At 65.0% G+C, this 15250-nt stretch carries 12 protein-coding genes; 3 read left to right on the forward strand and 9 right to left on the reverse strand.

The features are described 5' to 3' along the window. The first annotated feature begins 157 nt into the window (after nt 1–157). Nucleotides 158–3007, forward strand: a complete 2850-nt coding sequence (locus WFR25_RS06015) for a M16 family metallopeptidase (protein WP_336969532.1) — start codon at nt 158–160, stop codon at nt 3005–3007. A 69-nt stretch (nt 3008–3076) separates the two neighbouring features. Further along, complete coding sequence (locus tag WFR25_RS06020) at nt 3077–3379, forward strand: hypothetical protein (protein WP_336974735.1); 303 nt, start codon at nt 3077–3079, stop codon at nt 3377–3379. Between the two features lie 96 nt (nt 3380–3475). Here the strand turns inward: WFR25_RS06020 and pal are convergent, their stop codons facing one another. The 6 genes from pal to WFR25_RS06050 form a co-directional block, all read right to left on the reverse strand. Next, a complete protein-coding gene (gene pal / locus WFR25_RS06025; RefSeq protein ID WP_336969535.1) occupies nt 3476–3985 on the reverse strand; it encodes a peptidoglycan-associated lipoprotein Pal in 510 nt (169 codons plus the stop codon). A 100-nt stretch (nt 3986–4085) separates the two neighbouring features. After that, nucleotides 4086–5420: a Tol-Pal system beta propeller repeat protein TolB gene (tolB, locus tag WFR25_RS06030; protein ID WP_336969538.1), complete on the reverse strand. Its 1335-nt coding sequence runs from the start codon at nt 5418–5420 to the stop codon at nt 4086–4088. After that, nucleotides 5417–6334, reverse strand: coding sequence for a cell envelope biogenesis protein TolA (locus tag WFR25_RS06035; protein ID WP_336969540.1), 918 nt, complete (start codon nt 6332–6334; stop codon nt 5417–5419). The genes tolB and WFR25_RS06035 overlap by 4 nt, the downstream gene beginning before the upstream one ends. A gap of 22 nt (nt 6335–6356) precedes the next feature. After that, the gene (gene tolR / locus WFR25_RS06040; protein WP_336969542.1) at nt 6357–6854 is read right to left on the reverse strand and encodes a protein TolR; all 498 of its coding nucleotides are present in this window, start codon (nt 6852–6854) and stop codon (nt 6357–6359) included. 67 nt (nt 6855–6921) lie between these two features. Next, entirely contained in the window at nt 6922–7623 is a 702-nt protein-coding gene (gene tolQ, locus WFR25_RS06045) for a protein TolQ (protein WP_336969544.1), read from the reverse strand. After that, entirely contained in the window at nt 7620–8117 is a 498-nt protein-coding gene (locus WFR25_RS06050; RefSeq protein ID WP_336969546.1) for a YbgC/FadM family acyl-CoA thioesterase, read from the reverse strand. Before WFR25_RS06050 ends, tolQ begins: the two co-directional genes overlap by 4 nt. A gap of 252 nt (nt 8118–8369) precedes the next feature. Here WFR25_RS06050 and WFR25_RS06055 point away from each other — a divergent pair, with 252 nt between their 5' ends. Then, a complete protein-coding gene (locus WFR25_RS06055; protein WP_336974737.1) occupies nt 8370–9248 on the forward strand; it encodes a 3-hydroxybutyryl-CoA dehydrogenase in 879 nt (292 codons plus the stop codon). A gap of 116 nt (nt 9249–9364) precedes the next feature. On the opposite strand, the gene WFR25_RS06060 is transcribed toward WFR25_RS06055, so the two are convergent. The 3 genes from WFR25_RS06060 to WFR25_RS06070 are packed head-to-tail and all read right to left on the reverse strand — an operon-like array spanning nt 9365 to nt 15181. After that, on the reverse strand, nt 9365–12853 hold the full coding sequence (locus WFR25_RS06060) for an error-prone DNA polymerase (protein WP_336969548.1): 3489 nt from the start codon (nt 12851–12853) through the stop codon (nt 9365–9367). Further along, entirely contained in the window at nt 12850–14439 is a 1590-nt protein-coding gene (locus tag WFR25_RS06065; protein ID WP_336969550.1) for a Y-family DNA polymerase, read from the reverse strand. The genes WFR25_RS06060 and WFR25_RS06065 overlap by 4 nt, the downstream gene beginning before the upstream one ends. Continuing rightward, entirely contained in the window at nt 14345–15181 is an 837-nt protein-coding gene (locus WFR25_RS06070; protein WP_336969552.1) for an ImuA family protein, read from the reverse strand. Before WFR25_RS06070 ends, WFR25_RS06065 begins: the two co-directional genes overlap by 95 nt. Between the last annotated feature and the right edge of the window lie 69 nt (nt 15182–15250).

Below are 15250 nucleotides of genomic sequence, written 5' to 3' on the forward strand. Positions count from 1 at the left end.
CGCTCGGAAGGCAGCTTGTGATGCGCAAATCCTATCGCCGCATGATGGGCTGTCCAGTCCAAAGCGTATTGCGCCGCTAAAACGCCCCGCTATGCTGCGCCCTCTCGAACGGTATCCCCATGCCGTCTCTGTGACAGGCCCAGCTCAAGAGGTTTTCATGCGTTCTTCTCCTTCCGCGCACCGGCTGCTGTTGTCGCTCGCCGCCTCTTCGCTGGCGCTGGCCGCGCCCGTTGCTCACGCCGCGACCAAACCCGCGCCGATCTCTAGCCTCGTGTCCGCCGTCGATATTCCCTATCAGGAGTTCACGCTGAAAAACGGGCTGCGGGTTATCGTTCACACCGACCGCAAGGCGCCGGTGGTGGCGGTGTCGATCTGGTATCATGTGGGGTCGCGTTTCGAGCCTGCGGGCAAGACCGGCTTTGCCCATCTGTTCGAGCATCTGATGTTCTACGGTTCGGAAAATGCCGATGGTCCTTTCTTCGGGCGGCTGGAGGATATTGGCGCGACGGACTGGAACGGGACGACCTGGTTTGACCGCACCAATTATTTTGAGACGGTGCCGACCGGCGCGCTCGACCGGGCGCTGTTCCTGGAATCCGACCGCATGGGCCATCTGCTGGGCGCGGTGACGCAGACCAAGCTGGATGCCCAGCGCGGCGTCGTCCAGAATGAAAAGCGTATGGGCGAAAATGAGCCTTATGGTCTGGTCGAATATGCCCAGCTCGATGCGCTGATGCCGCAGGGGCATCCCTATCGCCACTCGACCATCGGTTCGATGGCCGACCTCAACGCCGCCAGCCTTGCTGACGTGCAGATGTGGTTCAAGACCCATTATGGCCCCAACAATGCCGTGCTGGTGCTGGCGGGCGACATCGATGTGCCGACAGCCAAGGCGAAGGTGGAGCGCTGGTTTGGGGCAATCCCGGCCGGTCCAGCCCCGGTCGATGTCGATGCCAGCGTCCCCAGCCTCGACAAGGATGTGGTCAAGGTGATGAAGGACAATGTCGCCACCGTCCGCCTCTATCGCAACTGGGTGGTGCCCGGCGTCAACGGCGCGGACCTGCCTGCGCTGGACCTGGCCATGTCGATCTTTGGCGGCCTGTCCTCCTCCCGTCTCGACACCGCGCTGGTGCGCAATGAGAAGGTGGCGGTGGGCGTCAAGGCCAGCATTCAGCCGTTCGAGAAACTGAGCCTCGCAGAGATCACCGTGGATGTGAAGCCCGGTGTCGATCCGGCGAGTGTCAGCCAGAGGCTCGACCAGTTGCTCGCCGATTATCTGGCCAAGGGGCCGACCGCCGACGAGGTGAAACGCGCGGCGACGCGGCAGGTGTCGGGCACGATTTCCGGGCTGGAGCAGGTGGGCGGCTTTTCCGGCAAGGCGGTGACGCTGGCCGAGGGCGCGGTCTATTCCAATGATCCGGGCAAATATAAGAAGGATCTGGCCACTTACGCCGCCGCCACGCCAAAGGCAGTGGGTGAGGCCGCGCGCAAATGGCTGGGCCGTCCCGTCTTCCGCCTGACGGTGGAACCGGGCGAGCGGTCGGCGGCGGATAATGCGCTGGCCGGGAACGCGACCCATCGCCCCGCCTTCTTCCGTGATCCCGCCGGGCCTGCGCCAGTTGCGGCAACCCCGCCCGCCCCAACGAAAATTGCGGAGCCGCCGATCGAGCCGGTGGCCGACTTGCAATTTCCCAAGGTCGAACATGCGACGTTGAAGAATGGCATCCCGGTTCTCTTCGCGCATCGCGATGCGGTGCCGACCGTTCGTGTTTCCGTGTCCTTCGACGCGGGCAATGCGGCGGATGACAAGGCGAAGCTGGGTACCGGCGCAATGATGACCGCGCTGCTGGACGAAGGGACCAAGACTCGCAACTCGCTCCAGATCGCCGAGGCGCAGGAGCGGCTGGGCGCGTCGATCGCGGCGGGCAGCAGCATGGACCGCACCACGGTGGGGCTGTTCGCGTTGAAACCCAATCTGGGCGCGTCGCTCGACCTGCTGGCCGACATCGTCCAGAACCCCGCCTTCGCGCCGACGGAGGTCGAACGGCTGCGCGGGCAGTTGCTTAGCCGCATCGCGTCGGAAAAGACCCAGCCGATGGCGACGGCGCAGCGTCTCCTGCCGCCGCTGCTCTATGGGCAGGCGCATCCCTATGGTGTGCCCTTCACCGGCTCCGGCGATGAAAAGGGCGTGAAGGCCGTTACCCGCGACGACCTTGTGGCGTTCCATGGTGCATGGGTCCGGCCCGACAATGCCACCATCTTCGCGGCGGGCGACACGACGTTGGCGCAGTTGCTGCCCGCGCTGGAAAAGCGCTTTGGTACGTGGCGTGCTCCCGCGACAGCCAAGGGCCAGAAGCTGTTCCGCATGGATCGCATGGCGCGGCCTGCGCGCATCGTGCTGGTGGACAAGCCGCAAAGTCCGCAGTCGATGATCCTGGCGGGCCTGTTGACCAGCAAGAGCGGCACGGACAATCCCGTCGACCTGATTACGGCCAACGAGGTGCTGGGCGGCAGTTCCACCTCGCGCCTCACCATGGACCTGCGGGAGACGAAGGGCTGGGCCTATTCGGCGGGGACCGCTCTGCCAGGGGTCAAGGAAACGGTGCCGCTGTTCGTCTATGCTCCGGTCCAGACCGACAAGACGGGTGAATCGATCATCGCCGCGCGCAAGGACATCAAGGAGTTTCTGACGACCAAGGGCGTGACCGCCGCCGAGCGGAACCAGACGATCAACAGCCAGATCCTCTCGCTGCCAGGCAGCTTTGAAACCTCATCCGATCTTCTGGCCGCGATGATGCGGAACACCATGCTTGGGCGACCCGATGATTATTATGCAAAATTGCCGGACATCTATCGGGCGATGACCCCGGCACAGCTTGACGCTGCGGCACGCGGGGCAATTAACCCCGACCGGCTGATCTGGGTGGTCATCGGCGACGCCAAACTGGTGAAACCCCAGCTTGACGCGATCGGCTTGCCGGTTGAGATGGGCTCCCTGGGCGAATGATGGCCCGCCAGATGGCGGGTATCCGGCTGGGAATGGATTTGCCGGAAATGGATTTGAAGGAGACGAATGATGGCAGCAGTTGACGGCGTCTATGATTGCACGACGAAGACGCCGATGGGCGACCAGGCAGGCGTGTTCACCGTTGTAAGCAATGGCGGCAGCTTCCACGGCAATATCGCGGGCGCCCTTGGCTCGATGGACGTCAAGGACGGCAAGGTCGACGGCAACAGCCTGACCTGGAAGATGGACATGACCATGCCGATGCCGATGACGCTGGAATGCGAGGCGGTGGTCGAGGGCGACGCGTTGACGGGCACGATCCAGTTGGGCGCGTTTGGCGCGTCCGCGATCACGGGCAAACGTCGCGCCTGACCGGCAGTTTCAAACAGCAAAAAAGCCCGCCAGTCATAGACTGGCGGGCCTTCTTTCTTGAGTAGCGACCCTCAAGGCTAGGGCTGTATTTAGCCCTTAATATTGCACCGTCACTGTAACCGCACGGCGGTTCTGTGCCCAGGCGGACTCGTCGGAGCCAAGCGCGGCGGGGCGTTCCTTGCCATAGCTGACGGTCGTGATGCGGCTGGAATCGATACCCAGCGACGCCAGATAATTTTTGGCCGAATTGGCCCGGCGTTCGCCCAGCGCAATATTATAATCGCGGGTGCCGCGTTCGTCGGCATGGCCCTCAATGGTCACGCGAACCTGCGGATTGGCCTGAAGCCAGGTTGCCTGGCTCTGCAGGATCGGCTGGTCCTGTGCGTCGACATCATATTTGTCGGTGGCAAAAAGGATGCGATCCGACATGACGGAGGCAACGAAATCTTCCTGACTGCCCTTGACCGGGCCGCTGGGTGTGGCCGGGCCGGTCGATCCGCTTTCGGTGCCGCCGGGTGCAGGCGGCAGTTCCTGCGGCGGCTTCTTCGAACAGGCGGCGAGTGCGATGACCGCAACGGCCATCAACAGGGGGCGGGATAATTTCATGGTTCTCTCCTTAATCATAAATTCTGCGCCCCCGCATAATGCGTTCAAGCTTCGCTAAGATCGTTACGCTGTCAAGACGGTTCGACCGGATCTCGCTGGTTTAAGGAAGCAATGGACCCCAGGCCGGGTCCGATCCGCTCAGCGGGGTCGGGATGCGGCGCTCGTTGACCCCCGTCAGGTCGACCTGCCACACTTGGCTCGCGCCATCGCGGCCGGGCGACGTGCGGAAAAATTGCAGCACGCGGCCATTGGGCGACCAGGTTGGCTGTTCGTCCTGCCAGCCATTGGTAAGGATGCGCTCATTGCCGCCGCCGGGCGTCATCACCGCGACCTTGAAATCACCGGAAATTTTGGTGAAGGCGATGAGGTCACCGCGAGGACTCCATTCGGGCGTCGCATAGCGACCGCCGCCGTGGCTGATCCGCTGCTGGTTCGATCCGTCGGCATTCATGACATAGAGTTGCTGCCCGCCCGACCGATCGCTTTCAAAGACGATCCGGCTCCCGTCCGGCGAATAGCTGCCGCCGACGTCGATACCCGGTGTGGTGGTGAGGCGCACGGGTGATCCGCCCTGCGCCGACACACGGTAAATGTCGGTATTGCCCGCCACCGCCATCGAAAACAGGATATTGCGCCCATCGGGCGACCAGCGCGGCGCGAAGGTCGGGTTGTTGCTTTCCGTCACCAGCCGTTGTTTTCCGCTGCCGATATTATAGACATAGATCCGCACGCGGTTGTTGAGGTAGCTCACATAGACGATTGAGCCATAGTCTGGCGAGAAGCGCGGGGTCAGCGCGATCGACTGACCGTTGGTGATGAAGCGGTGGTTGGCGCCATCCGAATCCATGATCGCAAGGCGCTTGGTCCGGTTCCCTTTCGGCCCGCTCTCAGCGATATAGGCGATGCGGCTGTCGAAGAAGGGGCTTTCGCCCGACAGGCGGGCATAGATGGCGTCGGCGCATTTATGCGCGGCCCGACGCCAGTCACGCGGCGCGACGACATAGCCCTGCCGCGTCAGTTCCTGCTTGAGCGCTACGTCATAGAGGTAACAGCCCACGGTAATGTCTGCCTCGCCGCCGGTGGTGCGGACGAAACCCTGCACCAGTGCCTGATAGGCACCCCATTTGTCATAGGAAGGGAAGGTGACTTCCGGGGTGGTCACGCCGGGCATTCCGCCGGGACCGGAGGGCGCGAACAGGCCGGAGCCTTTGAGGTCCGACGCGATCACCTCGGCGATTTTGCGGCCAAGGTCGCTCGCCGAACCGGCGGGGGTCGTCACCTCCTGCTGCGCTGGCATGGCCGGGACGGCGATCTTGAGACTGCTATCGATGTCGCCGGTGACGTCCACTGACAACTGCGCCAGCGCGGGCGTCGATAGGGCGAGCAGGGCGGCAACGGCCGTTGCCAGCGTTCCAAACATCCTCTTGAACGTCATCGTGTCAGCCTCGCGTCAAAGCGGAGTGGCCGGAGCCATTTCCATTGTTCATAATATTCGGGCGGCATGTTCTGGAACGGCGAAGCCAGCTTTACCGCCTGGATCGCACGTTCGGCGTGGATTTGCGCCTGTGGCCGGTTACTGGCGGTGACGCCGAGCTGGTCGATCACCTCGGGCGTGCCGATGACCCGGCCATTCTTGTCGAGGCGCACCTCCAGCAGCGTCACCAGCTTGTCGGCGTCAGCCCCCGAAGGTGGTCGCCAGTGCGGTTTCAACTGGCGGCGCAGTTCAGCATCCAGCGCCGATTTTTGCGCTGGTCCCAAAGTGGCAGCCGGGGTCGCTGCGGGGCGCGTGGCGGGGGCTTCTGACTCTATGCCCTTGAGGAAATCCTTGCCCAGCAGCGATCCGCGCGGACGATCGGTCTTGCCCGCGCCGGATGCCTTGGCGGGGGCGTCGGCCTTCGGCTTGGCCTTTGCGGGTTGCGCGGCAGGCTTGGGCTTGGCCGGTGCAGGCGCTGCCTTTGCCGGCTTGGGCCTGGGCTTTTCCGCTGCCTTTGGCGGTGTGGGCGGCTTTGGCCTGGCCTTGGGCACGTCCTTTTTGGGCGGCGCGGGCTTGGGCGGCGGCGGGGCGGGAACCGGTTCGGGTTCCGGCGCCGGGGCTGGTTCAGGCGCTGGAGCGGGTGCCGCGTCTTCCGTCGGGCCTTGTTCGGGCGCTTCGCTGGGCGGGGGCGGTGTCGTCGAAATTTCGGGCGCGGCGGACTTCAGGTCGACTTCATTGACCAGGCTGACGTCCATGGGCGGGCTGTTCAGTTTCAGCGGATTGGGCGTGGCCAGAAAACCGGCGGACAGCAGGCCGAACAGCAGGACATGTCCTGCCGTTGCGATACCAAGGCCGATTTTTTCAGTGTTTTCCATGCGGCGGTGGACCCTATGGCCCCTATTCTGAACCGGCGCTGACAGCCGCGCTGTCACTGCCCCGGCCGTCATTTGCCCCGCCATCTTCGCCACCGGTGCTGACCAGCGCGACCTTGTTCAGTCCCGCGCGATTCAGTTCGCCCATGACCCGCATCACCCGGCCATAATCCAGCCCCTTGTCGGCGCGCAGGAATATCTGCGGTGGTTCTTCCTTGCCTGCATTGGCGGACAGGATTTCGGCCAGCCGCGCGGGCAGGTCAGTGTCGCTGATCTCCGTCTCGTCGATGAAGATTCCGCCGTCGCGGTCGATCGACACCACGGTCGGCTTGGCGTCCTGATCCAGCCCCTTGGCGCGGGTTTCGGGCAGGTTGACCGGCACGCCCGTCACCAGCAGCGGCGCCGTCACCATGAAGATGATCAGCAACACCAGCATGACGTCGACCAGCGGCGTCACGTTGATGTCTGCCATCGGCGCGCGCCCGCGCCCCCGGCGGGAAGAGGGAGGACCGGACATCGACATTATCGCGCTCCTGTCTTTTCAACGATGTCCAAGGTCATCGCGCCTTTGAAGTCAGCGATGCCCAAGGTCATCGCTGAGCCTCAAGCTCGCGGCTCAACGTCGCGTAGAAGCCGTCGGCGAAGCGGGCCATCCGGGCTTCCATGCGGTTGATGCCGTGGCTGAAGCGGTTGTAGGCGATGACCGCCGGGATCGCCGCGAACAGGCCGATGGCGGTGGCGAACAGCGCCTCCGCAATGCCCGGCGCGACGACCGCCAGGCTGCTATTCTGCTCCGCCGCGATCGAGGTAAAGGCGCGCATGATGCCCCAGACGGTACCGAACAGGCCGACGAAGGGCGCGACCGAGCCGATGGTCGCCAAGATGTTCAACCGGTCGGACAGCCGATCCACCTCGCTCGCGATGGCGCTGGACATGGCGGTGGACAGGCGATCGCGCGTCCCTTCGCGGTCGACGACGCGACTGGCCGTGGAGCGACGCCATTCGGTGACACCTGCGGCCATCACCTTGGCGCTGGGCAGTTCCGCCTTGCCGCGGCTTTCGTAAAAGCGGTCGATATCCTCCGCCTTCCAGAAATCCTGCTCGAACGCATGGCTTTGCTTGCTGGCTTTCCGCAGGGAGACGCTGAAGGCGATGATGATCGCCCAGGTCCAGATGCTGGCGAGCAGCAGGCCGAGCATCACGCCCTTCACGACGATATCCGCCTGAAGGAACAGGGCCAGCGGGGAAAGGGTGGCGGCGTCGGTCATGGCGCCGGGAATGGAGAGGTTCATGAGTGGGTGTCTTCCCCTTGGACAAGACGGGTGAAAAGGTCGATCCAGGGCCGGGGTTGCCGTTTGGGGCGGCCCTGCGGCGTCAGATAGGCGGCGGTCACATCGGCTTCGGTCAATATCTCGTCCCCGCGCATGACTGTCTGATGAATGGAGCAGGTGGCAGCGCCCACGGCGGTCACGGTGCTCATGACCATCAACTCGTCATCCAGCCGGGCGGGACGGCGATAGGCGATGTGGAGGTCCGCTACCGCATAGACGCCCTCGCCCGCCTCCAGATTACCGCGCTGGTCGATGCCCGCAACCCGCAGCATGTCGGATCGGGCGCGTTCCATATAACGCAGATAATTGGCGTGATAGACGAGGCCCGACAGGTCGGTATCCTCGAAATACACGCGCAGCGGGAAGTAATGGATGGCCGCAATAAACTGCCCGGTCGCTGCCGTGGGTCGGTCCGCAGCGGACGATAGAGGCAGGGGCGGATCACTGGCGAGCATGGGGGCCGTCTTTAACCATGTAGAACCGGCGGCGCAAAGCCGGAAAATCATGGACAGGAACCATCTGCCGTCGATCGGGGGTCGGTTCGTCGGCGGCATGGGGTCTGGCGTCCGTCGAACGGGGCGGTTAGGGGCAGATCTTCGGAGCGTGTTTCGTTTAGACGAAATCGTTCTCGATTTTTGGATGCCGCGATTTCCGAGCCGTTGGGTGATCCGCCCAATGCGAAATCGCTCTTGGAAGGAGAGTGAATGATGGTCGAGATCAGGACGGTGGGCGTAATCGGTGCGGGGCAAATGGGTGCGGGGATCGCACAGGTGTCGGCGCAGGCGGGCTTTGACGTGATCCTGTCCGATATCGACTTGCCGCGCGCGGAAAAGGGACGCAGCGGCATCGCTCGCCAGTTGGTTAAGGCCGTGGAAAAGGGCAAGCTGGCGCAAGAAGACGCCGACGCAGCGATGGCGCGCATCCGGGCGGTGGGTGAGGTCGCCCCACTCGGAGAGGCGCAACTGGTGATCGAAGCAGCGACCGAGCGCGAGGAAATCAAGCGCGCGATCTTTGGCAATGTGGGACCATTGCTGGCCGCGGACGCGATCCTGGCGACCAATACCTCGTCCATCCCGATTACCCGGCTGGCGCAGGCGGCGCCCGATGCCGCGCGCTTCGTGGGGGTGCATTTCTTCAACCCTGTGCCGGTGATGGAGCTTATCGAGCTGATCCGGGGTCTGGGCACCGCGCCAGAGACGGTTGCGGCGGTCGAGGGCTATGCCACGGCGCTGGGCAAGCAGGTGGTCCATGCCTTCGATGCGCCGGGTTTTGTCGTCAACCGTATCCTCGTGCCGATGCTGAACGAGGCCTGTTTCGTGCTGGGGGAAGGGATTGCCACTGTCGAGGATATCGACAAGGGCGTGAAACTTGGCCTCAATCACCCGATGGGTCCGCTGACGCTCGCCGATTTCGTCGGTCTCGATACGTTGCTGGAGATTTGCAAGGTGCTGCAGGACACGACCGGCGATCCCAAATATCGCCCCGCGCCGCTGCTGACCAAATATGTGGAGGCCGGCTGGTATGGACGTAAATCGGGGCGGGGCTTTTACGACTATTCCGGGCCGGAGCCGGTGCCGAGCCGGTGATTTGATCGCTGGTCAGGAACTTGGAAGGGGCGTTGGCATCCAGCAGCGTCCCTTTAGAGTCTTTTGATTGCCGCATTCTGCGAGCCGCCGGCTGTTCCAGCCGACTTCAGAATGCTCTAATGAAAATCCCGCGATTTCGGTAGGATACGAACATTACGCGGATGACTGCTGCCAGCCGAGTGGGCGATTTGCGGCGTATCGGCTTGCGAAAGCCGCTGTAATTCCGCCGTCCGGTCGTGGACGCGGGTCGCCATCAGGTGGACGACGCCTTCCTTGCTGCGCTGGACCTCCCCCTCCACCACCATCAGGCGGGAGGCCATGACCGGGCGGCGTTGCATCTCGAACAATCGCGCCCAGAGCAGGATGTTGGTAATGCCGGTTTCATCCTCGATCGTGATGAAGATAGCATTGCCCTTGCCCGGCCGCTGGCGGACCAGCACGATCCCCGCCGTGCGGACCCGCGCGCCATTCTTGGCCGCCGCCGTATCGGCGCAACTCAGCACCCCTTCGGCTGCAAAGACCGCGCGCAGATAGTGCATGGGATGCCCTTTGAGCGAGAGGCGCGTCATCTGATAGTCGGCGGCGACATGTTCGCTTGTCGTCATGGCCGGGAGGGCCGCATCCGGTTCCTCACCCAGTTCGCGCGCGCGGCTGTCGCGTTGCCGGGCGGCGGCGAACAGCGGGAGTTCGTTCGATGGGGTGCGTCGCGCTTCCCATAGCGCCTGCCGCCGGTCCTGCCCCAGCGAGCGACAGGCATCGGCATCGGCGAGCAGGCGCAGCGCGCGGGCGGGCAGCGCGGCGCGGCGGGCCATATCCTCGATCGAGGCGAAGAGGCCGCTCCCGGCGCGGGCGGCGAGGATCTGATCGGCCCAGATTTCGCGAAAACCATCGATCTGGCGAAAGCCCAGCCGCAGGGCGAGCGCGCGACCCGCGCCTTCACCCTTCCGGGCGTCGCGGGTCCGCAGCAGCGGTTCGAGGGCGTTGTCCCAGCCGCTGGCGTTCACATCGACATCATGCACATGTACGCCATGCTCGCGCGCGTCGCGGACAAGCTGGGCGGGGGCATAGAAGCCCATCGGCTGGGAATTAAGCAGCGCGCAGGCGAAGATTGCGGGCTGATGACATTTGATCCAGGCGGATACATAGACGAGCCGCGCGAAGGACAAAGCGTGGCTTTCGGGAAAGCCATAGCTGCCAAATCCTTCAATCTGCTTGTAGCAGCGTTCGGCAAAGTCGCGCTCATAGCCGCGCCCGACCATGCCGTTCACCATCTTGTCGCGGAAATGATGGATGGTGCCGACATTGCGAAAGGTCGCCATCGCGCGGCGCAACTGGTTGGCTTCGATATTGCTGAATTCGGCGGCGGTGATCGCCAGCTTCATGGCCTGTTCCTGAAACAGGGGGACGCCATAGGTCTTGCCCAGCAATTGCTTCAGTTCGTCGGCACGGCCATGTTCGGGCGAGGGAGCGGGATACTGTGGCTTTTCCTCGCCACAGCGCCGCCGCAGATAGGGATGAACCATGTCGCCCTCGATCGGACCGGGCCGCACGATCGCCACCTGCACGGTCAGGTCGTAAAGGTTACGCGGTCGTAGCCGGGGCAGCATGTTGATCTGCGCGCGGCTTTCGACCTGGAAGACGCCGATACTGTCGCCCTTTTGCAGCATGGCATAGACGGCCGGATCTTCGGAATCCAGGTCGATGGTCAGGTCGTGATCGCCCAACCCCTGCGCCCGCATCAGGTCATAGGCCTTGCGGATGCAGGTCAACATGCCAAGCGCCAATATATCGACCTTCATCAGGCCGAGCGCGTCGATGTCATCCTTGTCCCACTCGATGAAATTGCGGTCGGCCATCGCCGCATTGTGGATCGGCACGGTTTCGTCGAGCCGGTTCTGCGTGAGGACGAAACCGCCGACATGCTGTGACAGGTGCCGGGGAAAAGGGGCAAGCAACAGTCGATCGACGATGCCCCGCAGGCGCGCGATTTCAGGATTGTCGAGGGCAAAGCCCGCATCGACGATTCGGGCATCGCCGACATCGCCCGAATAGCTGCCCCAGACCGTGCTGGACAGGCGGGTGGACACATCTTCGCTCAGGCCCATGGCCCGCGCCACTTCGCGCAGGGCGCTGCGCGAGCGGTAATGGATGACGGTGGCGGCGATCCCCGCGCGGTGGCGACCATAGCGGTCATAGACATATTGCATGACCTCCTCTCGCCGTTCATGTTCGAAATCCACGTCGATGTCGGGCGGTTCGTCACGTTCCTCCGACACGAAGCGGGAGAAGAGCAGGTTGTGCTGTGCCGGGTCGACCGAGGTGACGCCCAACAGGAAGCAGACCATCGAATTGGCGGCCGATCCGCGCCCCTGGCACAATATCCCCTTGCTGCGGGCAAAGGCGACGATGTCGTGCACGGTCAGGAAATAATAGGCATAGTTGCGACTGCGGATCAGGTCGAATTCTTCCCGCAGCAGCGCGCGGACGGCGGGGGGGATGCGCGGGCCATAGCGGGAATGGGCGGCGGTCCGGGTCAGTTCTTCCAACCAGTCCTGCGCGCTCCAGCCTTCGGGTACGGGTTCGTGCGGATATTCGTAGCGCAACTGGTCCAGCGTGAAGTGGACAAGGCCGAGTAACCGGCTGGTTTGCGCCAGCGCTTGTGGATAGCGGCGGAACAGGCGCGCCATCTCCTGCGGAGGCTTCAGATGCCGTTCGGCATTGGCCTCCAGCCGCCGTCCGGCCTCCTTGATCGTCGTGCCTTCGCGAATGCAACTGAGGATATCGTGGAGGGGGCGTTCTTCGGGCATGGCGTACAGCGCGTCGGTCGTGGCCAGCAACGGAACGCCCACATCCTGCGCCAGCCGATCGAGGCGCGCCAGTTCGCGTGCGTCCCGTCCATTGCGGGTGAGCGGCGCGCCCAGCCAGAGACGATCGGGCGCAAGGCGTTTCAGCCGCGCGAGCAGTTCGGGCAGGTCGGTCGGCGGTGCGGGGGGCACGAGGCTGAGATGCGCCTGCTGCACGGCTTCTTTCGAGGGGCGTTCGGCATAGTCATAATCGACGGGCTTGCGATGGGCGGTCTGTTCCGTCGCGGAGGAGGTGGGCATCACGATGAGCAGCAAATCGTCGAGATAGGCGGTCAGGTCTGCATAATGGAGGATGCAGTCGCCCTTGATGGATCGCAGATTGCCGACCGTCAGCAATTTGGTGAGTTCGCCCCAGCCTTTGCGCGTCGCGGGATAGGCGATGATGTCGGGCGTGCCATCCGCGAAGACGAGGCGCGCGCCGACGATAAGGCGCAGCGCGGGTTCGCAGGCGGCCTCTTCCTCTGGCGTCAACTCGGGCGATTTCCCGCAAGCCGTCTTGGCTTCGACCAGCAACGCGCGTTTGGCGTCGCCCGCACGCTTGCGAGCGACATGCGCCCGCACCACGCCCGCCACCGTGTTGCGGTCGGCGATGCCCAGACCCGTGAGGCCGAGGGTTATGGCGCGCGCAACCATATCCGAAGCGTGTGATGCGCCACGCAGGAAAGAAAAATTGGTGGCAGCGACCAGTTCGGCGAAGGGCGGTTCAGCGGAGGCCAGTTCGGTGGAGAGTTGGGCATTCATGCGAACAGGCCGTGGACGAACCAGCCGGGATGCGCGGCCTCCAGCCCATAGAGGCCGTGACGGAAGATCCAGAAGCGGCGGCCACGGGCATCCTCCACCCGATAATAGTCGCGGGTGCGATCATGGCCTTCAAGCGCGCCATTGGGCGCTTTCCACCATTCGGGTGCGATCCGTTCCGGCCCTTCGAAACGGGTGACTTCGTGCAGGGCGCGCCGCCAGCGGAAGCGGTGGGGCGGGCCATCGGGCACTTCGGCGACAACCTCGATCGGCTGGGGCGGGTCGAATAGATGGAGCGGGCGCATCGGCGGGTTTTCCGGGGCGGGGGCGGCTGGCTCCCAGGCGGCGGGCGCACGGCATTCAACGGCGGGGAGGGCAAGCTGGGCCTGTTCGGGGATATGGGTGTCGCGCGGGACGAGCCGCTGGATGCGGCGGCGACCGACGCGGACGCTGAGGCGGTCGATGAGCGCGGCCATATCCTCCCGAGCGCGCGCCTCGCCGCCTTCCAGCGCGAGCTGGCTGGGGGCGAGCGGTTCGACCCGTGGCACGGTCAGGCGCACCATGTCGAAGCCGAAGCCGGGGTCGATGGGGTCATTGAGGCTGTCGATACGCTCGCGGAAGAGGCGCATGAGCGCGGGCGCATCGCGCATCGGCTGGCCGGTTTCGACCCGTAGCGGGAAGGCGAGGCCGTCGCTGCGGAAGAACAGGGCTTCGAACCGGCGACCGCCCTGCGCGCGTTCGGTGAGTTGCTGCGCGGCTTCTTCCGTCAGGCTTTCCAATACGGCCAGCGCATAATCGGTGCTGCCGACCGGCTCGGCGAAGCGCCGTTCCAGACGGATGGCGGCGCGGGGGCGGCGCGGGGCCATCGGCCGGGTGGCAAGGCCCAGCAGGCGGTGGAGCGCATCGATCGCCTCCTCACCGAAGCGGGCGGCGAGCGTGGCGGCGGGGCGGGCGGCGATGTCGCCGACGGTCCGCAGGCCCGCGCGGCGCAGGGCAGTGGCGCTTTCGGGATCAAGGCGCAGCGCTTCGACGGGCAGGCGGCGGACGGCGCTGTCCTCGTCCGGCGCGGGGGCGGGATAGCGGGCGAGGGCGTGCGCGGCCTCCGCCGTGCTGCCGAAGGCCAGGCGAACACGCATCCCCCGCCGTTCCAGCCGGTCGGTCAGATCGTTGGCAAGAGCGCCCTCGCCATCCCAAAGATGGGTGCAGCCGGTGACGTCCAGCATCAGCCCCTGGGGAGAATCGAGGCTGGCGAGCGGGGTGTAGCGGGCGCAGCCATCGCATAATCGCTCCAGCCAGTCCTGATCGGCATGGTCGTCGGCGTCGAAGGCGCGCAGGGTCGGCTCGCGGGCGCGGGCGTCGGCCAGCGTCATGGCGGGGGTCAGGCCGATGGCGAGGGCGTCTTCGTCCAGGCAGGCAAGGCGCATCGCCCCGCGCACGCTCTCGACGATGACGGCGGGGCCATCGCCCATGCCTTCACCCGCCCCTTGCCAAAGGTCAGGCCGCGCGATCCGCAGCCGGTCGAGCGGCAGGAACGGGAACCACAGCGCCAGATAGCGCCGCCCCGTCCCCTCCAGTCTCTCTTCCATCATGCTCGCTTCCACGGTCATAGTCTCCAAAACTGCCGCGCCGGGCCTGCCATTCCACGCGCCAGTGCAGGCCGTCCGGTCCCGCCCGCCGTCGTAATAAAGTAAGGTCGAAGGCGCTGTGCCCCGGGGCGTCGCCGGGCAGCGGCGCGGAGGGGGCAGCGGCCACCTGCCAGCGGGTTTCCGCCGCACTGGGGACCGGATCGCCGCCGATCCGCGCCATCAGGGCGGTGACGCCCGATCCCTCCGCCGCCAGCACCAGTCGTCGCGTGGCGGTCAGGTCGATGAGCGGCTGGCGACCGCGCACTTCCACTATCACCGCTCCCAGCGCCGGACAGCGCAGGCCGTCGAGCGCGGCCTGAAGCAACGAGGCCGTGTCGGTCAGGACACCCAGTAACAGCCGCTCGGGGGCAATGCCGATCGCCGCGAGGCCGGGACCATAGGGCGCGCCGTCCATCCGCGCCGATCCCTCGCCACGCAGCCAGAGTAGCGGCCTGCCCCCTCTTTCCCCGCAATCTTCTCCCGCCGCTAGTTGCGCCAGCAGCAGCGCCATGCCCGTGCCCGCCCCGGCCTCCTGCCCGTCCGCAAACAGCTCGTGCAGCCGCCCGCGCGCCAGCCCGCCGCCCAGCGCCGCGTCCAGCCCCGGATGGCCGGTCGCGAATCGATCGGCCACTTGTTCTGGCGCTTTGCGGTCCAGTGCGGCTATGGTCCGTCGCAATGCGGCAAGGCTGTTTGACGACTCGCTCATCCATATGTTCCCTATATGTTCTATTTTGGCGCAAAGGACGGGTCTGTCAATGTCCGACGTTGCGGAGAG

Source organism: Sphingobium aromaticiconvertens, from assembly GCF_037154075.1.
In the GTDB taxonomy this organism is placed as follows: Bacteria; Pseudomonadota; Alphaproteobacteria; order Sphingomonadales; family Sphingomonadaceae; genus Sphingobium; species Sphingobium aromaticiconvertens.